The 23,257-nt window shown below is 69.8% G+C and carries 18 protein-coding genes and 1 tRNA gene; 8 read left to right on the forward strand and 11 right to left on the reverse strand.

Annotated elements, in window-relative coordinates; translation table 11 throughout:
- Window positions 1–3 precede the first annotated feature (3 nt).
- Window positions 4–771, forward strand: a complete 768-nt coding sequence (locus AAC979_RS17600; RefSeq protein ID WP_371348192.1) for a DUF2063 domain-containing protein — start codon at window positions 4–6, stop codon at window positions 769–771.
- Window positions 768–1,295: a DoxX family protein gene (locus AAC979_RS17605; RefSeq protein ID WP_371348193.1), complete on the forward strand. Its 528-nt coding sequence runs from the start codon at window positions 768–770 to the stop codon at window positions 1,293–1,295. Before AAC979_RS17600 ends, AAC979_RS17605 begins: the two co-directional genes overlap by 4 nt.
- On the opposite strand, the gene AAC979_RS17610 is transcribed toward AAC979_RS17605, so the two are convergent.
- The 3 genes from AAC979_RS17610 to AAC979_RS17620 form a co-directional block, all read right to left on the reverse strand.
- Window positions 1,288–9,999, reverse strand: a complete 8,712-nt coding sequence (locus AAC979_RS17610; protein WP_371348194.1) for an aminotransferase class III-fold pyridoxal phosphate-dependent enzyme — start codon at window positions 9,997–9,999, stop codon at window positions 1,288–1,290. The two genes, AAC979_RS17605 and AAC979_RS17610, sit on opposite strands and share 8 nt — an antisense overlap.
- 38 nt (window positions 10,000–10,037) lie before the next feature.
- A complete protein-coding gene (locus tag AAC979_RS17615) occupies window positions 10,038–10,256 on the reverse strand; it encodes a hypothetical protein (RefSeq protein ID WP_371348195.1) in 219 nt (72 codons plus the stop codon).
- A gap of 136 nt (window positions 10,257–10,392) precedes the next feature.
- The gene (locus AAC979_RS17620; protein WP_371348196.1) at window positions 10,393–10,860 is read right to left on the reverse strand and encodes a MarR family winged helix-turn-helix transcriptional regulator; all 468 of its coding nucleotides are present in this window, start codon (window positions 10,858–10,860) and stop codon (window positions 10,393–10,395) included.
- Between the two features lie 176 nt (window positions 10,861–11,036).
- On the opposite strand from AAC979_RS17620, the gene AAC979_RS17625 reads away from it, so the two are divergent.
- From AAC979_RS17625 to fghA, 3 genes are read left to right on the forward strand one after another with little or no spacing between them, the layout of a single operon-like run.
- Window positions 11,037–11,318 carry a metal/formaldehyde-sensitive transcriptional repressor gene (locus AAC979_RS17625; RefSeq protein ID WP_371348197.1) on the forward strand — a complete coding sequence of 94 codons (282 nt, stop codon included), beginning with the start codon at window positions 11,037–11,039 and terminating at the stop codon, window positions 11,316–11,318.
- Between the two features lie 27 nt (window positions 11,319–11,345).
- A complete protein-coding gene (locus AAC979_RS17630) occupies window positions 11,346–12,473 on the forward strand; it encodes an S-(hydroxymethyl)glutathione dehydrogenase/class III alcohol dehydrogenase (protein WP_371348198.1) in 1,128 nt (375 codons plus the stop codon).
- Window positions 12,474–12,483: 10 nt separating this feature from the next.
- Window positions 12,484–13,317, forward strand: coding sequence for an S-formylglutathione hydrolase (gene fghA, locus AAC979_RS17635; RefSeq protein ID WP_371348199.1), 834 nt, complete (start codon window positions 12,484–12,486; stop codon window positions 13,315–13,317).
- A gap of 24 nt (window positions 13,318–13,341) precedes the next feature.
- On the opposite strand, the gene AAC979_RS17640 is transcribed toward fghA, so the two are convergent.
- The 3 genes from AAC979_RS17640 to AAC979_RS17650 form a co-directional block, all read right to left on the reverse strand.
- On the reverse strand, window positions 13,342–15,396 hold the full coding sequence (locus AAC979_RS17640) for a glycosyltransferase family 39 protein (RefSeq protein ID WP_371348200.1): 2,055 nt from the start codon (window positions 15,394–15,396) through the stop codon (window positions 13,342–13,344).
- 337 nt (window positions 15,397–15,733) lie between these two features.
- Window positions 15,734–16,438, reverse strand: coding sequence for a L,D-transpeptidase (locus tag AAC979_RS17645; RefSeq protein ID WP_371348201.1), 705 nt, complete (start codon window positions 16,436–16,438; stop codon window positions 15,734–15,736).
- A 321-nt stretch (window positions 16,439–16,759) separates the two neighbouring features.
- Entirely contained in the window at window positions 16,760–17,035 is a 276-nt protein-coding gene (locus AAC979_RS17650) for a PqqD family peptide modification chaperone (protein WP_371348202.1), read from the reverse strand.
- Between the two features lie 160 nt (window positions 17,036–17,195).
- On the opposite strand from AAC979_RS17650, the gene AAC979_RS17655 reads away from it, so the two are divergent.
- Window positions 17,196–18,101 (forward strand): hypothetical protein, encoded by a 906-nt coding sequence (locus AAC979_RS17655; protein WP_371348203.1) that lies wholly within the window; start codon window positions 17,196–17,198, stop codon window positions 18,099–18,101.
- Window positions 18,102–18,148: 47 nt separating this feature from the next.
- Here AAC979_RS17655 and AAC979_RS17660 read toward each other — a convergent pair whose 3' ends face one another.
- From AAC979_RS17660 to AAC979_RS17680, 5 genes are all read right to left on the reverse strand, one after another.
- Complete coding sequence (locus tag AAC979_RS17660; protein ID WP_371348204.1) at window positions 18,149–18,340, reverse strand: hypothetical protein; 192 nt, start codon at window positions 18,338–18,340, stop codon at window positions 18,149–18,151.
- A 133-nt stretch (window positions 18,341–18,473) separates the two neighbouring features.
- Window positions 18,474–18,662 carry a hypothetical protein gene (locus AAC979_RS17665; RefSeq protein WP_371348205.1) on the reverse strand — a complete coding sequence of 63 codons (189 nt, stop codon included), beginning with the start codon at window positions 18,660–18,662 and terminating at the stop codon, window positions 18,474–18,476.
- Window positions 18,663–19,153: 491 nt separating this feature from the next.
- Entirely contained in the window at window positions 19,154–19,327 is a 174-nt protein-coding gene (locus tag AAC979_RS17670) for a hypothetical protein (protein WP_371348206.1), read from the reverse strand.
- Window positions 19,328–19,354: 27 nt separating this feature from the next.
- On the reverse strand, window positions 19,355–19,537 hold the full coding sequence (locus AAC979_RS17675; protein WP_371348207.1) for a hypothetical protein: 183 nt from the start codon (window positions 19,535–19,537) through the stop codon (window positions 19,355–19,357).
- A 190-nt stretch (window positions 19,538–19,727) separates the two neighbouring features.
- Window positions 19,728–21,695: an asparagine synthetase B gene (locus tag AAC979_RS17680; RefSeq protein ID WP_371348208.1), complete on the reverse strand. Its 1,968-nt coding sequence runs from the start codon at window positions 21,693–21,695 to the stop codon at window positions 19,728–19,730.
- 306 nt (window positions 21,696–22,001) lie between these two features.
- Here AAC979_RS17680 and AAC979_RS17685 point away from each other — a divergent pair.
- Together AAC979_RS17685 and AAC979_RS17690 are read left to right on the forward strand one after the other, a co-directional pair.
- Window positions 22,002–22,091 (forward strand) — tRNA-Ser (locus AAC979_RS17685).
- A 268-nt stretch (window positions 22,092–22,359) separates the two neighbouring features.
- Window positions 22,360–22,824 carry a hypothetical protein gene (locus AAC979_RS17690; protein WP_371348209.1) on the forward strand — a complete coding sequence of 155 codons (465 nt, stop codon included), beginning with the start codon at window positions 22,360–22,362 and terminating at the stop codon, window positions 22,822–22,824.
- Window positions 22,825–23,257: the final 433 nt, after the last annotated feature.

The raw sequence follows: 23,257 nt of genomic DNA on the forward strand, positions 1-23,257 counted from the left end.
CCCATGGATGCCGCCGCCCGCCAGAACGCCTTCGCCGAGGCGCTGCTCGATGCCGATGTTCCCCCGCCGCCGGGCCTTGCCGGCGCGTCCGGCACGACGGATGCCGCCCGCTTCGCCGTCTATCGCAACAATGTGCATGTCGGCCTCGCCCGCGCGCTGGCGCAGCGCTTTCCCGTCACGGAAAAGCTGGTCGGCTCCGCCTTCTTCGCGGGGATGGCACAGGCTTATGTGCGCCAGCACAAGCCCGCCTCGCCGCTGATACTCGCCTATGGCGACGACTTCCCCGATTTCATCGCCGGCTTCGCACCGGCGGACGATGTGCCCTATCTCGCCGATGTCGCCCGGCTGGAAGTGGCCTGGACGCGGGCCTACCACGCCGCCGACGCCGCGCCGCTGGCGCCTGGGCGGCTCGCCGCCGTGCCGCCCGAGCGACTGGCGGGGCTGGTGCTCGTCCCGCACCCCTCGGCGACGCTGCTACGCTCCGCCCATCCCGCCGGCTCGATCTGGGCGGCGCATCAGTCGGCTGCGATCACTCCGCTGGAGGCGTGGGAGGCCGAGACCATGCTGGTGGTGCGGCCGGAACTCGCGGTGAACATCCATGTGCTGCCGCCCGCCGACGCGCCCTTCGCCGCCGCCCTGTTCGCGGGCGAAGCGCTCGGCGTCGCGGCGGAGGCCGCGCTGGCGGCCGGGCCGGACTTTGATGTCGGTGCCGCACTTGTCGGCCTTCTCACCCTCGGCGCCTTCGCCGATTTGCAAGGGGACGTTCCATGACCTCCGCCTTTGAGCGCTCCTCCGCCTCCGGCCCTTCGGCCTCCGCGCCCCCGGCGCCGCGTACCGCCCTGCCAAGGCTGGTGGGCCGGGCGGAGGGACTGCTGGCGGCGATCCCGCCCGCCCTGCCGCTGCTGGGCCTCAGATTGGCGCTGGCGGTGCCGTTCTTCTTCTCGGGCCTGACCAAATGGGACGGCTTCCTCACTCTTTCGGCCGGCGCGCACTTCCTGTTCGAGGAGGAGTTCCGGCTGCATCTGTTTGGCGGCACCTATCCCTACCCGTTCCCGACCCTGATGGCGGCAGCGGCCGGAACGGGCGAGATCGTCCTGCCGCTGCTGCTGGTCGCGGGCCTGTTCACCCGCTTCGCCGCGCTCGGCCTGCTGCTCATGACCGCCGTCATCCAGCTCACCGTTCCCGAGGGCTGGGCCAATTTCCACCTGCCCTGGGCCGCCATGGCCTTCGCGCTGGTGGTGTTCGGCGGCGGCTCGCTGGGGCTGGACGGGCTGAGGCGGCCACGGTTCAGGTGAACGCCGTCAGCGTGTCGGGATCGTCCCGGCCGAGGGCGAGCCCGGCGAAGTCGCTCGGCGAATAGCGCCGCTGCGACTGCGCCGCCACGGCGCGGCAGGCTTCCGCCTCGGCGCGGATAGCGTCGAGCAGACGCTCGATCGTCGCCGCGTCATGCCCGGCGCCGAATTCGCAGCGGATGACGAGGGCGCCGCCCTCCCGCCAGCACTGGAAAGCGAGGCGGTGCGGACGGGCGGCCTGCGCCGCCCGTTCCCGCCCGGCGCCGAGCCGCACCAGCGCCAGGCCGGCATGGCCGAAGCGGCTGATATCGCCGAGGAAATTGAACGACACCTGTGGCCGCGCGCCGGTAAGCGGCACGGCGGCGCTGCGCAGCAGGCCATAGCCCATGGCGCGCCCGGCCGCCGCCCGCGCCCGCTCCTTCACCGCCAGCAGCCACGCCGGCAGGTCGGAGGACTCGGCCGGAAGCGCGACGGGATAGCGGGTGGTGAACCAGCCAATGGTGCGCGACAGATCGATCGTCGCCTCGCCCGGCTCGCGTGCGGGCAACGCGCGGCCGGGTATTTCCCGACCATGGTCTTCCAGCTCAAGCTGCAGCGCCCCGCCGGTCCAAGTGACGAGCGGCCGGGCAATGAGCGCAAGCGCGCTTTCCTGCGGCTGATGGCCGAAGCGCGCGGCGAGATCGGCGAGCAGCGGCTGGGCCAAAGCCGCCTCCAGCCGCAGGTCGCGGTGGCGCGCCTCGCCCTCGATATCGGGCGCGGCGGGATGATCGAGCGGCACGGAGGTGGGGGCGAGCGCCACCGACTGCCAGAATGGCCGATCCGCCTCGAAGGCGGCGCCGGCTCCGGCCTGATGCCGGCACCACCAGGTCCAGGAGGTGGGCGGCGCCGGCACCGGCAGCGGCGGGTCGGACAGCGCCTTGGCGAGATCATCGGCAAGGATCGCCCAGGACACCCTGTCGAAGACGAGGTGATGCACCGCCACCACGAGGCGCAGCGCGGCGCCGGCCTCGATCATGCCGGCGGCGATGAGGCGCCCGGCCTGCGGGTCGATCATGGCTATCAGCCGGTCGGCCATGCGGTCCTCGGTGGGCGACACGTCCTGGCCCACTGCGACCTGTTCGCGCAGCAGCGCCGGCAGGTCGGCGACCTCCTCGGCGAGCTGCGCCGGTGGCGATCCTTCCTGCAGGCGCACGCGCAGCCCGTCATGGCGCCGCACCGCCGCCGCCAACGCCGATTCCACCGCCTCGGCCTCGGTGCCGGGCGGGAGATCGAACACGGCGGTGAGCGCCCAGTGCCGGCGCTCGGGCATGGAGATGTCCATGAACCAGTGCTGGATCGGCGTCAGCGGCACCGGCCCGGCCACCGGCCCGTGCGCCGCTTTGGCGCCGGAAGCGACCGGCTTCATCAGCGCGGCGAGCGCGCGCGGCGTCGGCGCGGTGAGAATCTGCGCCGGGGCGAGCAGCCACCCCGCCGCCCGGGCCTTGCCGGCCAGTTGAATGGCCATGAGCGAATCGCCGCCGAGCGCGAAGAAATCGTCGTCCGGACCCGGCGGGGTCGCAGCGCCGCGACCGGCGAAAAGCTCACGCCACAGCGCCAGCACCGTGGCGAGCGCGTCGCCCGTAGTGGCCACCTCCGGCAGGGCGGCGGCGTCCGACCCGGGCGCGGCCAGCAACGCCCGCAGCGCGGCCCGGTCCAGCTTGCCATTGGCAGTGAGCGGCAGCGCGTCGACGAGGATGAGGCGGGAGAGGCGCTGCGCCGCCGGCAGCCTCTCGCGCAACAGTGCATCGAGCCGCGCCGGGTCCTCGCCGGGGGCCACCGCCGCGCCGGCGAGGCGCACCGTGCCGTCCGCCTCGTGCAGCGCCAGCACGGCGCCGTCGCGCACGCCGGGGCAGGCGCGCAGTTGCGCGGCGACGCCATTGGGATCGACCCGATGGCCGCGCACTTTCACCATGTCATCCTTGCGGCCGAGAAAGCGGACAAGCCCGTCCGCTTCCCGCGTGCCGAGATCGCCGGTGAGATAGGCGCGCCCGCCATCGGCCAGGCGAATGAAGCCGGAGGCGGGCCCGCCCTCCGGCGCGGTCTCGCCCTCCGCCGCATTCTCCGTCTCGCGCCGCCCGACATAGCCGAGCGCCACACCCGGCCCGCTGACGCGGATTTCGCCGGTCTCGCCCGCCGGCAGCGCCGCGCCGTGCTCATCGACAATATCGACCTCGGCCGACCCGAGCGGCGTGCCGACCGGCACGCGGTCGGCGGCCTGCGCCGCCGCGCCGGCGGCCATTGCCGCCGTCACTTCCACCATGGTGCAGCCGATGGTTGTCTCGGCCGGGCCATAATGGTTGAACACGCGCAGCTCCGGCCGCAGCCCCTTCAGCCTCTGCACGAGGCCGAAGGTGAGCACGTCGCCGCCGCAGATCAGCGCCAGCCGCGGCAGCAGCGCCGCTGCCTCGGGATGCGCCATCAGCGCCGCGAGATGGGTGGGGACGATCTTCAGCACATCGGCGGGATGGCGCGCCATCCAGTCGATGAAGGCACCAGGATCGCGCGCGGTCGCCGCGTCCAGCACATTCAGCGTGCCACCCGAGGCGAGCGCGCCGATGACGCTGGTATAACCGAGATCGGCGGCGAAGGAGGTGGCGATGGCGAAGACCCGCGGACCCGGCAGGGCAAGCCGCTGCAGCAGCGCCTGCGCATAGGCATCGAGCCCGCCGCAGGACACCATCACCCCCTTGGGCCGCCCGGTGGAACCGGAGGTGAACAGGATATAGGCGAGGTCCGGGCCGGCAAGGCGGGCGCGGGGCGGCACCGCCTCCTCCCCCGCATGACGGCTCCATCCGAGCACCGGCACGGTGACCGGCTCGCCCGCCGTGCTGGCATCGGCCACCAGCACACTTGCCTCGCAGGCGGCGAGCAGCGTGGCGCGATAGGCGGCGGGGAAATCGGGATCGAGCGGCACGAAGGCCGCGCCGAGATGGCTCGCCGCCACCATCGCCACCAGCGGGCCGGCGCCGCGCGCGAGGCAGAAGGCGACCCTGTCGCCGCGCCCGACGCCCTGCGCCGCCAGCCGCGCGGCAAGCTCGCCGCTGGCCCGTGCCAGTTCCGCCCAGCTCAGCGTGCCTGCACGATCGACCACGGCCGGCGCGGCGGGGCTGTGTTGCGCCCAGTGCGCGACATGGTCGGCGAGGCTGGTGATCAGGGGCTCTTCCGCTGCCGGCATCTCGGGCGAGGCCATGCCGACGGCATCCAGCAGCGCCCTGTAGCGTGCGACCCAGCCTTCGGCGCGGGCGGCATCGAACAGGTCGGTGTTGAAATGAGCCTCGATGAGGAGGCCGTCTTCCCTGAGTTCGAGATTCCAGTCCAGGTCCCGGCGGACGCTTCCATGACCATTGGCCACCGGCACCGGCACCTGCCCGGCAAAAGCCGCCAGCGGCTCGATCCGGTCCAGAGTGAACGACACGCTCGCCAGCGGCGGGTGGGAGGGATCGCCCCCCACGCCGCTCGCCCCAACGATGGCGGAGAAGGGATAGGCGGGATAGGCCATCGCCTGCGCCATCGCCGCGCGGGTGGCGCCGAGCGCGTCGCCGCCGAGGCCGGCGAGACGTACGGGCACGGTGGAGACGCAGCAGCCCGTCAGCCCCGGCTCGCCCACCAGCGGCTGGCCGGCGACGGAGATCGCGACCATCAGCTCGTCCTGCCCGGAAAGCTCGGCAAGCAGCCGGCCATAGGTGGCAAGGCACAGGGTGAACAGCGAGCCGTCGCGCGCCTGCGCCCGCGCCGCGAGGTCGGCGGCGAAGGCGGGCGGCAGCAGCACCCGCACGCGGGCGCCGGCGTGGGTCTGCTGCGGCGGACGCGGCCGATCGGTGGGCAGCGCCAGCGGCGCCGGCGGGTTAGCGACGAGGGCCTGCCACTGCGCAGTCGCCTCCGGGTCCGCCGCCGCCTCGCGGGCGAAGTCGGCGAAGCGCTCATAGGGAGCGGGTGCGGGCAGCGCCGCGGGCGTACCGGCAAGGCGGGCGGAATAGAGCTGGCCAAGCTCATTGGCCAGCACCCGCAGCGACCAGCCATCGGTGACGACATCCGGCTGGATCAATGCCAGCGCGCTCTCCCCGCCGCAGTGCAGCAGGCCGACGCGGAGCTGGCCGGCGCGGGCGAGATCAAACGGCCGTGCCGCCGCCTGCCTCACCCAAGTGTCCAGGGCCACGTCGTCAAGAAGATCGGCCTCCTCCAGCGCCACCACGGCCTGCGGCTCGATCACCGCCGTGCCGCCGTCGTCCTCGAAGCGCATGCGCAGGCTGTCATGACGCGCGACGAGATCGGCCAGCGCCGCTGTCAGCGCAGCGACGTCGAGCCGGCCGGGCAGGCGCAGGGCGAGCGACTGGTTATGGCCCGCCGCGCTTTCCGGGCTGGCGGCGGCGAGCGCCCACAGCGCCTGCTGCACGGGCGCGGTGGCGAAGCTGTGGGGCCGGGCGGGCGGCGGCAGCGCCGCGCCGCCCATAAGCCCCACGGCGGCGAGGGCGCGGGCGCTGTCGCGCACCGCCTGCGCCACCTTGTCGAGATCTTCCTCGCTATGGGCGGTGGAGAGGAAGCAGGTGCGCCCCTCGCACACATAGACCCCGCGCGACATCAACTGGCTGTAGAACAGGTCGCTCGCGCCGGCGAAGCGCAGCAGGGAGGAGAAGTGCTCCACTCGCAGCGGGCTGCCATCTTCCTCCAGCATGGCGTTGAGGCGATGGCACAGCGCTTCCGTGTTGGCGTTCAACCCCTCCTGAAGTCCGGGCCCGGCGGCGTCGAGATGGGTGAGCATGGCGGTTGCTGCCGCCATGGTGAGCGGGTTCTTGTCGAAGGTGCCGGCGAAGAACGTCCGCTCGGCCTTCGGCCCGCCGGCGCCCTCCAGCGGCCAGACGCCGCCGTCAATGCCATCGAGCAAGGCGCTCCGGCCGGCGACGACACCGATCGGCAGACCGCCGCCGATGATCTTGCCATAGATGACGAGATCGGCCCGCACGCCGGCCCAGGCCTGAGCGCCGCCGGCGGCGACACGGAAGCCGAGCAGCACCTCGTCGAAGATCAGCGCGGCGCCGACCCGGTTGGTGAAGTCGCGCAGCCAGTGCAGGAAGTCGCGCGGCTGCAGGCTCGGGCGCCAGCTCTGCACCGGCTCGACAATGACCGCCGCCAGGCGGTCGCCCAGCGCCTCCAGCGCGATCTGGCTGCCTTCCGGGTCGGCGTAATCGAGCACCACGACATCGGCGACCATGCCCGGCGGGGTGCCGCTGGCGAGCGGCAGGCTCTCTCCGTCAGGACCGGAACGGGCCAGCGTGCCGTCGAAATGGCCGTGATAGGAGCCGGCGAACATCGCCACCAGCGGGCGGCCGGTGGCGTGGCGGGCGAGGCGCAGCGCGGTCATCACCGCCTCGGTGCCGGTGGTGCAGAACAGCACCCGCTCATTGCCGGTGAGCCGGGCGATCAGCGCGGCGGCCTCGGCGGCCTGTTCCGGCTGCGGGCCGAGAAAAAGCCCCTGCTCGGCGATCTGCCGCTGGATGGCCTCCACCACCAGGGGCGGGTTGTGGCCGAACAGTTGCACGCCGGCGCCCATGGAGAGGTCGACATAGTCATTGCCGTCGGCATCGACGACATGGCTGCCCTGCCCCTTCACGCCGATGATCGGCGCGAGCAGCGATGCGGCTTCCGCCGGCAGGCCCGCCGCCGCCCGGCTGTCCGCCAGCACCGGCCCGAAGGCTTCGCGCTGGCGGCGGGAGGCGCCATGCGCCGCCCCGTAGCGCGCGGCGAAATCGGCGATGAAGCCGGCGGCCTCGGGGCTCAGCGGCGCGGCAGGCTCAGTGGGGGCCGGAGCCGCGCTTGCGAGGGGGAGAACAGGGCTGGACACGCGAGCCTCCGTTGCCGCCGTGAGGGCGGCCATGGGCGGGATGGCGGAAAGCGGGGCGGCGGGAGTGGCAGGCGCTTGCGCGGAGAGCGGAGCGGGCACCGTCGGCGCGGACGGCACAGCGGAGACCGCCGCCATGCGCCGGGGGGGAGCCTCGACCCAGTGGCGCTCCTGCGCGAAGGGATAGGGCGGCAGATGCGCGCGGCGCGCGCCGCACGCCGGCCACGCCACCTCAACCCCGGCGACGAACAGGCGACACAGAGCCAGCGCCAGCGTCTCGCCCGCCGGGCGGTTGCGGTGCAGGGTCGGGACGAAGCGGGTGTCGCGGCCCGCGAAGCCGGCGGCACTCTGGGCGAGGCCGACCAGCGCGGCGGCGGGGCCGATTTCCACCACCACCTGCACGCCTTCGCCCGCCAGCGTGTCGAGCCCGGCGCCGAAGCGCACGGTCTCGCGCATCTGCCGGACCCAATAGGCGGGATCGGTGAAATCGGCGGAAAGGTCTCCGGTGACGCCGGAGACGAGAGGCAGGCGCGGCGGCGAAAGCGCGGCCTCGCCCACCCGCTGTTCGAACGGGCCGAGTGCCGGCTCCATGAGGCGGGAATGGAAAGCGTGGCGGGTGGGGATGCGCTGGCTGCGAAGGCCGGCCGCATCCAGCGCGGCGAGCAGGGCCGCGATGGCCGCGCTCTCGCCCGCCACCACCACCTCGTCCGGCGCGTTGAGCGCGGCGATGTCGAGCGGCGCTCCGACGCTTTCCAGCACCCGCGCGACACGCTCCGGCGCGGCGAACACCGCCACCATCTCGCCGCCGGCGGGCAGCGCGCCCATCAGCGCGCCCCGCGCCGCGACAAGGCCGAGCGCTACCTCGACGGGAAGCACGCCGGCGATGCAGGCGGCCGACCACTCGCCGAGGCCGTGGCCGGCGACGATATCGGGCGTGACGCCGCAGGCGGCCAGCCGCTCGGCCAGCGCCACTTCCAGCACGAACAGCGCCGGCTGCTCCTCGGCGGTCTCGGTCAGCGGCGCGCCGCCGCGGTCGAACATCCGCGCAGCGAGATCGGGGCCGAGCCGCGCCGCCGCCGACTCCACCCGGGCGCGGAACACCGGGTCGGCCTCAGAGAGGTCGGCCGCCATGCCGGGCCACGCACTGCCCTCGCCGGCAAACAGAAAGGCGATCTTCGGCTTTTCGGGCAGCGCCTGCCCGACAGCACCCGCCTGCGGCGCCTCGCCCTCGGCAATGGCGCGCAGCCCGGCCAGTGCCTCTTCATATGTGCGGGCCAGACAGGCGGCCCGGTGGGCGAAACGCCCGCGCCCGGTGGCGAGTGCCGTCGCCATGCCGGCGAGCGAGAAATGCGGATCGGCGGCAAGCTGGTCGGCCAGACCGGCGGCGATGCGGCGCAGCGCCTCGGCATCCGGCGCGGAGAAGGCCAGTACGAGCGGGAGCGGCACATCGTCAGCCTCCTGCGGCGCGGGCGGTGCCTCCTCCACAATCAGATGCGCGTTGGTGCCGGAAAAGCCGAAGCTGCTCACCCCGGCCCGGCGCCGCGCGCCGGCCGGCCAGTCCTGCGCTTCGGTCACCACCCGCACGGGCAGTTCGTCCCAGGCGATGCGCGGATTGGGCCGCTGCTGGTGCAGCGTGGCCGGCAACCGGCCCGCTTCCAGCGCCAGCACCATCTTGACGAGGCCGGCAATACCGGCGGCGGCCTCGAGATGGCCAATATTGGTCTTCGCCGACCCGAGGAGCAGCGGCGCCGCCCTCCCGTCGCCATAGGCGGTGGCGAGCGCCTGCACCTCGATCGGATCGCCGAGCGGCGTGCCGGTGCCGTGGCATTCCACCGCCTGAATCTCGGCCGGCGACACCCCCGCATCGGCCAGGGCGCGCGCGATCACCGCCCGCTGCGCCGCGCCATCGGTGGCGGTCAGCGCGCCGGAATCGCCGTCATGGTTGACGGCGGAGCCGGCAATGACGGCGCGGATGGTGTCGCCGTCGCGCAGCGCGTCGGCAAGCCGCTTCAGCACCACCAGCCCGCCGCCCTCGCCGCGCACATAGCCATCGGCGTCGGCATCGAAGGTGCGGCAGGCATGGCCGGACCCGAGCATGCCGGCGGCGGCAAGCGCGGCGGTGACATCGGCGTCGAGGGTGAGGTTCACCCCGCCGGCCAAAGCGAGGTCGCATTCCGCGTCGCGCAGCGCCTTGCAGGCGGCATGCACGGCGACCAGCGACGACGAGCAGGCGGTGTCGAGCACCAGCGCCGGCCCGGTGACATTGAGCCAATGGGCGATGCGCCCGGCGGCGATGGAGCCGGCATTGCCGAGAATGGCGGCAGGGGAAAGCGCGCCGCGCGCCTGAAAGCGCGCTTCATACTCATTGGCGCCGAGGCCGAGAAACACGCCGGTGGCGCGCGGGCGCCGGCCCGCCTCGGCATAGCCGGCATCTTCCAGTGCCTGCCAGGCCAGCATCAGCGCGAGGCGGTGCTGCGGGTCCATCGCCTCGGCCTCGGTCGGCCGCAGGCCGAAAAAGCCGGGATCGAAGCGCTCCACCCCCTCGACATAGCCGCCGGGCGGCAGGCCGGCGCGCTCCGGCCGGTCGGCGGGGGCGGGGCGAACCGCGTCGCGCCCCTCGAACAGCAGCCTTCCATAGGCCTGCGCGCTGTCCGCATCGGCGAAGCGGGTGGCCAGGCCGATGATGGCGACTGGCTGGCGCGCCCGCGCCGTCTCCGCCCGCAGCGCGACGAGCCGCCCTTCCAGCGCTAGCACCAGATCGGTAATCTGCTCCGGGTGAAGCCGGCTGAGCCGCGCGAGAAATCTGGCGCGCCGTTCGTCACTGGTGGTCACCGCCGCCTCCCTCGATCATCGCCAACAGCTTTTCCCGGTCACCGCCGCCGCCGGGCGGCGGCGCTGTTGTCGAGGGGGAGGCTTGCGCAGGGCCTGCGGCACGGCACGGCCGGGATGCCCGACAGCCGAAGCTCCGGCATCCGCCAGAGCCCCGCGCCGGCGCCGTCGAGCAAGGCAATGGACCAGCGGATCTCGCTGCTGCCGGCCAGCGCGGCGAGCCGGGCCGCGACGGTACCGGCGGGACGGATCGGGCTCATAGCGAGGGCACCTGCAGCTTCTGCCAGCCAGAGTGTTTCGTCCTCGCCTCGTAGCACGGGGCGACGGCGGAGACGATGATCTGCGCGACCTCAAATGCGCGTCCTGGCGGCCCCTCAACCAGGCCCTGCGCCGCCTTCAGGCGGGTGGGGTCCAGTCGCCGAGCCGGGTGTAGAGCGCCTCGCGCAACTGCCGCAGGTCGCGGTTCAGAGCGCCGAGCTGCGCCGGGCTGCGTCCCGAAGCCTGCGTCAGTTCCGCGCCCAGGCAGCCCGCCCTGCCCCTGAGCGCCCGCCCCGCCTCGCTGAGGGCGATCACGACCTGGCGCTCATTGTCGGGATTGCGCGTGCGGCGCAGCAGGCCGGCGGCCTCGAGCCGCTTGAGCAGCGGGGTGAGCGTGCTCGATTCGAGCGCCAGTCGTTCGGCGATGCCGCCCACGGTCAGCCCCTCCTCGCGCCACAGCACATTCAGCACGAGATATTGCGGGTAGGTCAGCCCGAGTTCGTCGAGCAGCGGCTTGTAGAGGCGCTGTATGGCCATGCCGACGGAATAGATGGTGTAGCAGAGGTGGTCGTCCAGCGGCAGGGGCGGGTTGGCGGCTTCGGTCATAAAGGTACTCCTATCCGCCGATTATAGCGCAGGCGCCGCGAAAAATATATCGCGATAATATTAAGCCGCATGGGCCGTGCGTCGGCATCCACGTGCCGCTCTCTCTTGCGTGGATACTCCCTCCAGTATATTCAACGACGCGATCCGCCGGCGCCGCCGGCCCGCAGGGTGTCGCGATGCCCCATTCACCCGACGACAAGAAGCGCGCCCTGACACGGCTGCGCCGTATCAAGGGCCAAGCCGAGGCGCTGGAACGGGCGATCGAGGCGGAGGCCGAATGCGGCGTGCTGCTGCAGCAGATCGCCGCGCTGCGCGGCGCCGCCGGCGGGCTGATGGCCGAGGTGCTCGACATCCATCTGCGCGAGAGCATCGGCCACGCCGTGGCGGCCGCCGGCGCGCGTCCCGCCGCCGACGAACTCGACGCCATCATGAAGATTTTGCGCACCTATCTGAAATAGCGCACCAGATTCCGGAGGGAGAAGTCCATGAAATCGCGTGCCGCCGTCGCCTGGGAAGCCAAGAAGCCGCTGACCATTGAGACCATCGAGATCGGCGGGCCCAAGCCCGGCGAGGTGCTGGTCGAAATCATGGCCACCGGCGTGTGCCATACCGACGCCTACACGCTGGACGGGCTGGATTCGGAGGGCAAGTTCCCCGCCATTCTCGGCCATGAGGGCGCTGGCATCGTGCGCGAGGTCGGCGCCGGCGTGACCTCGCTGAAGGTGGGCGATCACGTCATTCCGCTCTACACGCCGGAATGCCGGCAGTGCAAAACCTGCCTGTCCCAGCGCTCGAACCTGTGCACCTCGATCCGCGCTACCCAGGGCCAGGGGCTGATGCCCGACCGCACCACACGCTTTTCCTGCGAGCGGGTGGGCGCCCAGAGCGGCGAGATCTTCCACTATATGGGCTGCTCGACCTTCTCCAACTTCACCGTGCTGCCGGAGATCGCGCTGGCCAAGGTGCGCGAGGACGCCCCCTTCGACAAGATCTGCTACATCGGCTGCGGCGTCACCACCGGCATCGGCGCGGTGGTCTACACGGCTAAGGTCTGGCCCGGCGCCAATGTCGTGGTCTTCGGTCTCGGCGGCATCGGCCTCAACGTGATCCAGGGCGCCCGCATGGTCGGCGCCGACAAGATCATCGGCGTCGACATCAACCCGGCCAAGGTCGAGATGGCGAAGAAGTTCGGCATGACCGACTTCATCAACCCGATGGACGTCGGCAGCGACAAGGTGGTGCAGGCGATCCAGGACCTCACCGATGGCGGCGCCGACTTCACCTTCGACTGCACCGGCAATGTGAACGTGATGCGCCAGGCGCTGGAAGCCTGCCATCGCGGCTGGGGCACCTCCATCGTCATCGGCGTGGCGCCGGCCGGGGCGGAAATCGCCACCCGTCCGTTCCAGCTCGTCACCGGCCGCAACTGGCGCGGTTCCGCCTTTGGCGGCGCGCGCGGCCGCACCGACGTGCCGAAGATCGTCGACTGGTACATGGAGGGGAAGATCAACATTGACGACCTGATCACCCACACCATGCCGCTCGACGAGATCAACACCGCCTTCGACCTGATGCATGAGGGCAAGTCGATCCGTTCCGTCGTGATCTACTGAGGAGCGCAGAATGGAAACCGTCTCGAAAGCGAAGTCGCATGGCGGCGTTCAGGGCGTCTACCGCCACGATTCCACGGTCACCGGCACGCCGATGACCTTCGCCGTCTTCGTCCCGCCGCAGGCGGCGGACGGCCCCGTTCCGGTGCTGTGGTATCTCTCCGGCCTTACCTGCACCCATGCCAATGTGATGGAGAAAGGCGAGTACCGCGCGGCGGCGAGCGCCCACGGCGTCATCATCGTGGCGCCGGACACCAGCCCGCGCGGCGCCGATGTGCCGGACGAGCCCGACAACTGGCAGTTCGGTTCAGGCGCCGGCTTCTATCTCGACGCTACGCAGACGCCCTATGCCACCCATTACCGGATGTATTCCTACCTCGTCGACGAACTCTCGGCACTGGTCGCCGCGCAGTTCCCGGCGGATATGAGCCGCCAAGGCATCTTCGGCCATTCCATGGGCGGGCACGGCGCGCTCACCCTGGCGCTCAAGCACCCGGACCGGTTCAGGAGCTGCTCTGCTTTCGCCCCGATCACCCAGCCAAGCACGGCGGACTGGTCGCGGCCGGCGCTAGAGAAGTATCTCGGCGCGGATGAGCGGGACTGGCGCGCCTATGACGCCGTCGCGCTGATCGAGGACGGAAAGCGCTTCCCGGAATTCCTGGTCGATCAGGGCGGCGCCGACCCCTTCCTCGACACAGGGCTGCGGCCGCAATTGCTGGCACAGGCCTGCGCGAGCGCCGGCATTCCCCTCTCGCTCAACCTGCGCGAGGGCTATGATCATTCCTATTTCTTCATCTCGACCTTCATGGCCGATCACATCGCCTGGCATGCCGCCCGCCTGCGCTGACGGGAAGCGGTGGCGCCGGGCGCGTCAGTCCGGCGCCATCGAAGCGGCGAAGGCGGCAGGGTCCAGGGCGGGCTTCGCCGCCAGACGCCCGACGCGGTAGTAGAAACTCCCCACGACCCGGCCGTTGCTTTTCACCTCACGCTGTTTCACCTCGCCGAGTTCGGCGAAGGAGAAGCGCAGCAAGGGGCTCTCGATCCGACGCCGCGAGAAGGCGAACAGCACCGCCTGCCGCCCGCCATAGGCGTCGGGCGGGTACCAATAGCCATACATGAGGGCGGGCTGGCCGAGCACGCCGCGCCCCACGGACATGGCGGGCCTCGCCCCGGCGCCGGCGGCGTAGAAGGCGAGCTGGCTGGCGATGTTATAGGCATCCAGCCCGATCAGCACGGGCTCATCCCCGGTGGTCGCCCTCACCTCCTCGGCGAGGCTCGCCGCCTGGGCGCCGAAATCCTGCCAGGCCACCGGCACGGCGGGAAAGGGTGCCACCACATGCGGCCCCGGCAGGCCGGCGACGAGAAAAATGAGCCCGGCGCCGTAAAGCGCGAGAGCAATGGCCAGCGTGGGCGCGACGGCACGCTGCAGATGGCGCTGACGCGGACCGAGGCGGTCAGGCGCCGCCAGCAGGCCGGCCGCCACCGCCGGCAACACCGCCAGCCAGAGCGGGCCGGTCCAGTTCAGCCGCGCCATGTGAAACAGGCTGAAGCCGACGAAGACGGACAGCGGCACCAGCGTGAACAGCCCGATGAACAGCCAGCGGCGCCGCTCCTCCTGCCGTCCGCCGCCTTCGCCGGCGGTGGGCGCGGGCCCGCCCACGCCCCGCTCGCGCAGCCAGAGCACGGCAAGCGCGGCGACCAGCACCGTCGGGGTCAGCAGCCCGGCGCCGCCGAGCAGCAGTTCCGGCAACGAGAAGCGGAAGCTGCCGCTGACACGGCGCGTGCTCTGGAAGGCGAAGGAGGCGAGATCGTGCTCGAGGTTCCAGAGGATGACGGGCGAGAACACCAGCACCGCCACAACCGCCGCGAGATAAGGCTCCGGCCGCTTGAACCAGCCGCGCGCGCGCGGGTCCAGCAGCATGAACAGGAGAGCCGCCGGGCCGAGCAGGGCGATGGTGTATTTCGACAGCAGCCCCAGGCCGAAACAGAGACCGACGCCCCCCCACGCCCCGGCCTTGCCGCCCCGCAAGGCGCGCTCGAGGAAATACAGCGTTCCGGCCCAGCAGGCGGTCAGCGGGGCGTCCGGCGTCATGACGAGGCCGGTGCCGAAATAGAAGGGCAGCGTCGCCACCAGTAGCGCGGTGATGAACGCCGCCGACCGGCCGAACATGCGCCCGGCGAGCTGGAAGCTGAAGAAGGCGGTGACGCCCCAGCACAGCCAGGCGGCGAGGCGCACGCCGAACTCGTTGCTGCCGAGCAGTTCGGTGCCGGCAAAGATCAGCCACGCCACCATGGGCGGATGGTCGAGATAGCCGATGTCGAGATGCTGGGCATAGTTCCAGTAATAGGCTTCCTGCGGCATCAGTTCGGTGACGCCCAGGAACATCAGCCGCAACAGCACGCTATAGGCCACCACGGCCAGCGCGGCGAGCCGCCAGCGCGCCGCCCGCGAGAGCGGCGCAAGCGTGGCGGGAACGACGAAGAACACCGCGCCAAGGGTGCTGACCATCGCCGTTGCGCCAAGGGCGGGAAGGAAGGCGAGAGGCGCGGGAAGATCGAGCAGCGCGGCGGCGCTCGCCAGCACGCCCGTGCGCAGGGCAAGCGCCAGCACCACCACAATGGCGAGCCGCGCCGCGAGATCGACCTTTGGCGGAAGCGGCGCCGCGCCGTCACGCCCGGCCCAGCGCAACGCCAGCCCGTGAAGACAGAGCGCGGCGAGGCCGAAGCTCACCAGTTGCGCCCCCATCACCCCGACGCCGAGGCCGAGCAGCAGTAGAAAGGCCACAAGGTCGAGCGCCCCGCTCAGGCAGGCGGCGGCGATGAGCGGGAGCGCGCGGCGCGCGGGAAAGGCGCGGGCAAGCTCGGCCCGCAGGCGCCGCAGAAAGATGGAGGTCCGACGCCGCGTTGCCGGCGGCGGGTCCGCCACGCCGGGCCATGGCGCTCCACCGTCCCAAATCGGGCGCTCCGCACGTCCATCCATTGGCTCACCCGTTCTTGCCGGGCGGTACTGGGCACCGCCCGCAGCGGGCGATACCAACATACCGCCCTCACGGCAAAATTCGGGCAGAAGCGCTGACAGATCGCTGACGATTCTTCCGTTTCCGATGGAAAAGTCGGGCGACGCGGCCATTGCCCGGTTCTGGCGGCGGGCGACGACCGGAACCGGCCGCTGAGGCCGGTCCTGACGGCGGGGACGGGGGCCGGCGGGCCGGCCCTGGCCGGAAGAAGCGCAGGGAGGCAGGCGCGCCCTGTGGCGCCGCCGTTCAGGCGGGGAGGACGACGACTTTGGTCTTCACCGGAGTCTCGTTGTAGAGCTGGATCATGTCCTGGCTCAACAGCCCGACGCAGCCGCTGGTGACGCCCGAGCCGATGGATTCGGGATCGCTGGTCGCATAGATCGTGTACAGCGTGTAGACGCCGTTCTGGTAGAGATGCAGCGTGCGCGCGCCGAGCGGATTGTCGAGGCCGCCCGGCATGCCGCGGGCATATTTGGCGGCTTCCGGCTGGCGCTTGATCATTTCCTTCGGCGGCGTCCAGGTCGCCCATTCGCTCTTGCGCCCGACATAGGCGTCACCGCTCCACAGGAAGCCCTCGCGGCCGACATTGGCGCCGTAGCGGGTCGCCATGCCGTCTTCCCCGATGCGGTAGACATAATAGTTCTTCGGGTCGACGATGATGGTGCCCGGCGCCTCGTCCGTCTCGTAGCGGACGGTGCGGCGGAAATATTTCGGGTTGACCTTGCTGACATCGACCGCGGGGATCGGAAATTTCTCTTCCGGCACCGGGCCATAGACCTTGGCCGCCTCGGCGAGGCTCATCGTGTCGGGACTGGCGCAGCCCGCCAGCCCGAACGCCCCGAGGCTGAGGGCCGAGCCGGCGAGGAAGCTGCGGCGGCTCAGCCCGTCCGCCCGCCTGCGGGCACTCTCACCGGCCGTGCCGGCACCGGCATGGCGACCGTTGCTGATCATCTCTGGCATCCCATAGAGCGTTTTCGAGCGAAGTGGATCCCGGTTCGCGTGAAGAAAACGCGATAAAACAAAGAATTAGATCATTTCAGTGCTTCCGTGAAACAGTGAGATGACCCAGGGCTCGCGAAGCAGGGCCCGGCCGCACGGCCGGCGCGTCTTTCGGCCGGAGGAGATAACGCCGCTCGCGCCCCGCTGGCAAGCGCAGCCCTGCCCCGCGTCCGGCGCGGCCGGTGCCGTCATCACCCTGCCATCAACGACCGGAACGCCGGGCGACGCGAGGAATCGGCCAACCGGCGGGTCGACGGTGAGGCAGGGCCGGCCTCAAGCCGCCAGCACCAGCTTGCGCTCCGCGAGTTCGGACAGGAAGGCCAGCACATCGCGCTGGATATCGGCGAGCGGCCCATCATAGAGCTGGGCCAGTTCGGCGCAGAGCGCGCCGATCTCGACTGGCGCCTCCAGCCGGTTCCAGATATCGGTGCCGGTCGCGTCGAGCTGATAATAGGCGCCGTTCTCGACATTCATCATCACCACTTCGCCCTCCAGTTCCGCGGCCAGGCAATCCGGAGAACGGCGGATGCGGGACTGGAGTGTCAGCATGCAGGCTTGCCTCGACAATGAACACCACGCGGCGCCGACCGGGCGCGAACGGAGGCACCTTTTCGCATAGCCCGCTTCCGAAGGCGAGCCATGCCGGCTATAGACCCGGCACGAGGTCTTTCCGCCTGCCAGCCTTCCCCTCCGATGCCCGGAGCGCGCATTGCACCGCTACCGCCTGCATGGCCTCACCATCGCCGCGCCGCGCGCCTTCCCCCTGCTCGTGCCCGAGCCGGAGACGGAGCGGCCGGCCGATATCCATATCCGCTTCACGCCCTGGCACGCGCCCGCCGCGGCGCCGGTCGCCAGCGCGCAGGGGCTCAGCCTCTTTGCCGATGGCAGCGCGCTGTTCGAGCCGGCGCCCGGCCAGCGCTTCGCCGCCATGGGCGGGCACACGCTGTTGGCCGATCTATCCGCTCCCCTGCCGGATTTTGAGCTGCACACCTGGCTGTTCGGCCCGCCGCTGGGGCTTCTGCTGCACCAGCGCGGGCTGGCGCCGCTGCATGCTTCGGTGGTCAAGGTTGGGCCGGTGGCGGTGGCGCTGGCCGGCCATAGCGGGGCGGGCAAGTCGACCCTGGCGCGGGCGATGATCGCGCGCGGCCATGGCTTGCTGACCGACGATCTCGCCGTGGTCGAGCCGGGAACCGGCCAGGTGGCGCCGGGCGCGCCGGCGGTGCGGCTTTGGTCGGCCTCGGCGCAGGTCAGCGGCGACGCGACGCCGGACGAGCGGCGGGTGAAGGCGGGGGTGGACAAGTTCCATGTGCCGCTGCCGGCCGCCTTCCAGGACGCGCCGGCGCCGCTGGGGCTGGTGTTGGTGATCGGGCTCGACCGCGACGCGGCGGATTTCCGCCTGCAGCGGCTGGCGCCGCCTGAGGCAGCCGCTGTCCTGCAGCATTTTCTCTACCGGATCGAGGCGGCGCGGCGCATCGACCGCGGCCGCAGCGCCTTCGCCTGGTCCGTGGAGATGGCGCGGCGGGTGCCGGTCGTCAGCCTGCTGCGCACGGCCGACATGGCGGCGCTGCCGGATATCTGCGCGGCGATCGAGGGGCTGGTGAGGGAGAGCGTCTGAAGCCGATGGTCAGGGCACCACGACATGCTGGCCGCGGAACGCGGCGCTCAGGATTGGACGACGGCCCCATCCACAACAACTTCAGTGCCGAGCCGGGTGATCTCATCCACCGCGACCGGCAGCACCGAAGGCGCCGTCCAGAGTTGACGGACCGCCCGGCGAGCCGGACCGACGCTCGCGACAACGGCCTGCGCGGCCATCAGCGAAGGCCTCTTGTCCTCCTCTGACATCACGCTCATCGCACCATCCCTTGCCGTGTGGCCGTCAGGCGGGCTTCTCCCGCGCAGCGGTTTTGACGTACCACAGGACGGCACCGATATCCACCGCAATGCCGCGCGTGCGGCCGCGACCGCCCGCTTCCGCAGAGGACGCTCAGCTAAGTTCCGAGATGTCGGGCCCCATATTACTTACGACGCTCGTCAGCGTGGCCACGCCGACATCGGCCACCTCTGGAACCTTCCAGGGCTGGCGCCCGGAACGAAGGGGTTGGCCATCGCCCGCGACAACGGCCTGCATCGTCGCCAGCGGACCCTTCTCATCCTGTTGCTTCATCACGCTCATGGCTTCCTCCTCGTTCACCCGGCAGCAGGCCGGCTTCTTTCTGCCACGGTCCCCGCCACCGCCGAGGGCGCTCAGCTAAAAGCTGCGGTATCCTCGTTATCAGTGCCGGCGACCTCGGTGACGGCATCCAGCGGCACCAACCGGACCGTCGGCCCCCTCCACGGGCGGCGAAGGGTCAGCGGTTCCGTGCCGGCGGCACGCTTCGGGTCCAGCCGGGAGCACGACTGCGCGTTCCGTTCCATCATCACCCTTCCGTCGCCTCGCTGCAGCCTGAGCGTTCCACACTAAAGCACCCCAGAGCACTACTTAAATACCTACAGGCCCTGTGATCGTTGATTTTGTTATAAGCTGACACTCGATGCCGGCAAAGGACAATATTGGCGTCGCTACCGCCAGACGTTGTTTCGCCCTACGCGCGAGACACTGGTTTTCTCAACCAAGGTTGCCGGGCAGATCCGGCACATGGCCCGACTTAAATACCATTCAAGCCGCTAGCCATTGCCTCCCTCGACCCGGCGGATGAACCGCCCGACCGAGAGCCCGCGCAGCAGGGCGAGCCGGAGCCTCTGCTCATTGGCGCGGGTCAGCCTGTTGAGCGGGTCCGGCGGGGTGGCATTAAACACCACAGGCCGGCAGCGACATCCACCGCGATGCGGCGTGGTCATCCATCGCCGCCCGCCGGGGGCGGTCAGCTAAATATGCCAGCGTCCGTTGACCCGTCCGCACCAGCGCGTGATGTCGTCCAGCGCGACGGGGCGGGCCGAAGGCGCCGTCCAGGGCTGACGGATCGCCGGCGCAGCCGCCTCGAAGCCGGCCGGGTCCGCGGCATCGGCCCCAAGGGAAGAGACCGCATCCCGCCCTGTCGTCATATCCATTGTCGTTCTCCGTCCACAGTCACAGTGCTCAATTGATTTATTATAAACTGACACTGGATGCCGACAAAGGACAATATTGGCGCTGCTGACGCCAGGCGTTGTTTCACCCTACGCGCGAGATGCTGGTCGTCTCAACCAGAGTTGCTTGGCAGATCCGGCGCATAACCCTACGTAAATACCATTCAAGCCACTAGCCATTGCCTCCCTCGACCCTGCGGATGAATCGCCCGACCGAGAGCCCGCGCAGCAGGGCGAGCCGGTGGCTCTGCTCATTGGCGCGGGTCAGCATGTTGAGCTGGTCCGGCGGGGTGGACGGGTCCGGCAGGGCGGCGGCGAGCGCCCGCAGGCGCGGCAGGTCGAGCGCGCGGGAGGCCAGTGGCGAGGATTCCAGCCGGGTGATCTCGGCCAGCAGCGTGTCGCGCGAGGCCACGACGCCCTCATACCAGTCCGCCGCCTGATAGCCGCGCCGCCGCTGCGCCAGATGCGCGGCCGGCATCAGCCCGGCCATGGCATCGCGCAGCAGCGAGGAGGTCCGCCCCTCATGGATGAAGTGCTGTTCCGGCAGCGCGAGGCAGAAATCCACCAGCCGCCGGTCGGCGGTCGGATCGCGAGTGTCGATCCCGTGGCGCGCCAGGCTGGCATGATGCACGGCGCCCTGGTCGACGCGGTTCAGCACGGCGATCCGCATCGCCTTGCCATCGGCCCAGGGGCGGTAGCTCAGATCCCAGCCCCGCTCCCGGGCGATGGCGTCGAGGTCGATGGCGTGGCGGAAATCAGCGGCCAGCGCGGTGTGGATGAAGGGATCGGTCGAGGCCACGGGAACGGCGCCCTGCCATTCAAGAATGAAACGGGGCAGATACGGCCCGAGCGCCGCGCGGAACGGACCTTTGAGATTGGTGCCGTCCCGCCACATGCCGATGGCCACGCGCGCCAGCCGCAGCCAGCGCCCGCGCCGGAACAGTTGCGCCAGATGCGGCCGGCCATCATAGGACGCGGTCATGTTGCCCATGGCGCCGGTGAGCAGCACGCGGATGCGCCGGCGCGCCGCCTCCGCCTCGATCGCGCTGATCCAGACATGGTTGCACGGGTTCAGCACCGGCTGGTCCTGCGCCGGCAGGTACTGCTCCACCCGCTGCAGAGGATCGACCGGGCCGGTGCGGATGACCAGGTGGTCGATATTGGCAAAGCGCGCTGCCAGCGCGGCGGCGACGGGGGATTCGTCGGTCGCCCGCCCCTGATAGGCGGGCGGGGCGAAGCCCTCGCGCGGCGCGGCGGTGAAGGCGGTGAGGCCCCGGCCCTGCCTCGCCAGCTCGTCCGCCGCCAGTGCGGTGACGGAGGCGCTGTCGAAGCCGGCGCTGAGATGGCTGCCCACCCCCATGCCCGCCGGCACGCGCAGACGGTCGCGAACCGCCCGGGAATAGAGGCGGCGCAGTTCCCCCACCTGCTCGCGATAATCGCCCGCCGGCGCGGCGGGGGCCGCCTCGGGTCGCCAGTAGCGCTCAAGGCGCCGCGCCTCGCCGCGGACGGTCAGGCTGTGGCCGGGGGGCAGGCGGGAGATATCGCGATAGAGGGTGCGCGTGCCATGCGCCGGCAGCAGCGCCAGATAGGCGCCGATTTCCGCCTCGTCGAGCGCGTCGGAGAGGCCGGGCACGGCGAACAGCCCCTTCGGCATCGAGGCGAAGGCGAAGAAGCCGGGGCCATGGGCGAAATAGAGCGGGCGGCTGCCGATGAAATCCCGCGCCAGAAACAGGCGTCCGGCCTGCCGGTCCCACAGGGCGAAGGCGAAGTCGCCCACCAGCCGATCGGCGCAGCCCTCGCCCCAGCGCTGATAGGCGGCCATGATCAGCCCGGCATCGGTTGGGCGGTCCGGCCCCTCACCCGGCAGGCCGAGCGCGTCCGCGAGTTCGTCGCCATTGTCGATGCGGGCATCGGCCACCAGCCAGAGCGCGCCACCGGCGCCGATGAGCGGCTGGCGGTCGACACTGTCCTCGGCGGTGACGCGCATCTGCCGCCACACCAGGGCGAGGCCCTGCTCGCGCGCCTCCTGCAGGCCGCTGCGATCCGGCCCATAGGCGGCGAGCGCGGTGCTCATGCGCTCCGCCACCGGACGCGCGCCGCCGGAGCCGTCGAATCGCCACAGTCCGGCAATCGCCGTCATGCCGTGTCCTCGGTGGAAGGATAATCGGTGCGATGACCCGTATCACCGGCACGGCCGCGCGCAAAGGGCGGGCCGAGCTCGGGGAACCCCGGCTCCGTCCGGCCCCGCTGGCGGAGAACGTGGTGATGCGGGAGCCGATCGGTGCGGGTATCGCCATGGGACGGAGCGCCGGCGGCGCGGCCGATGGCGGAGCCGGGGTGAAGGCGCGGGACGAATTGCGCGAGAAGCGGCCGGGGGACTTGTGCGGCGGCCGGGCCTCGGCTATTGAGCCCCACTCCTTGGCGCGCCTGACCCCGCGCCCGCGCAGGAGAGGTGCCGGAGTGGTCGATCGGGACGGTCTCGAAAACCGTTGTGCGTGCAAGCGTACCGTGGGTTCGAATCCCACCCTCTCCGCCATTTGATTGCCCTAAGCGGCTGATTTCAAATCGTTTTTATCACCGGGCTTGTTGGACGCCCCTCACTTTACCCCACATTTTTGAATCGCTGGGTGCCCTGAGCGAGCGTTGAGCGCCCTCTCACTGGGGCATTGGTCTCCCGGCCCTGGGGGGCCCGGTCGTGCGCTGCGGCCCGGCCCTTTACGGCGAAGCGGAGACGATCTGCTTCAGAAGGACGAGGAAGGAATTGCACCGACCCACTAGGGTTGTGGTCCCTTGATGGAGATTTCGTGCTTATCGGACTGTCGATTGGCATTGGCAAGAAGTCGGGACAAGCGTTTTGGAACGTCCGCGCTGGCCTTGTAGGATCAGGCGTGAGTTACAATTCATCCGCCGACATTCCAATCGGCCCCAGCGGCGTATATCCCGGCGAGTGTTCATATTGTGATGTCAGAAGTATAGATTTGGATACGACTATTGCGCGTTTGGGCGCGCAGATTGGACCTGTAAATATTTCTATATTTAATGATCAATCAAGTCTTAACGTGAGCGAATACGGTAAAGATGGATTTTTACGGGCGGGGAAAACGCCAGGGAAGCTGGAGTTTTCCCCTGAAGTATCTCTTACAAGTGGATTTGGTTATAGATTGACGATCGGTTTTTACGCTGATATCGGAGGCACGATCCCGTGGCCAGAAATCCGGGATATTCTTGGCTGGAATGGCGCAAACGGCAGCGCATCTGATTTGAAGTAGCGTTAGATAAATTAAACACGTGGTTCGATAAAACGCACACTTAGGCCTGATGACATGTCGATTAATAATGTATATCCGCGAAGCATAATCGCAATGATTTTAATATTATTCATAACCGGTGGCATTTATGCATGGGTATGTATTTTGTTAATATTTAATGATTTAAATAAGATTTCCGATCGCAAGGTTTTTCCTGCCACTGCGATTTCATTATGCTTTTTGTCCCTCTTTATCGTTTACTTATTAATTATATTCATGCTACCGGGTCTCCGTGTCCATGCGGGGTCACCGCCATATGCCGTATTTTATATAATGATTTTTATTGCACTAATTTTAATTTTTTCGCTTTATGTATCGATATTATTGGCTAATAGATATATAAGAAAAATGTCCGGCGAGAATGGAGGCGTGGTTGACGATTTAGTTCTTCTTT

This window comes from Ancylobacter sp. IITR112 (assembly GCF_041415945.1).
Taxonomy (GTDB): domain Bacteria; phylum Pseudomonadota; class Alphaproteobacteria; order Rhizobiales; family Xanthobacteraceae; genus Ancylobacter.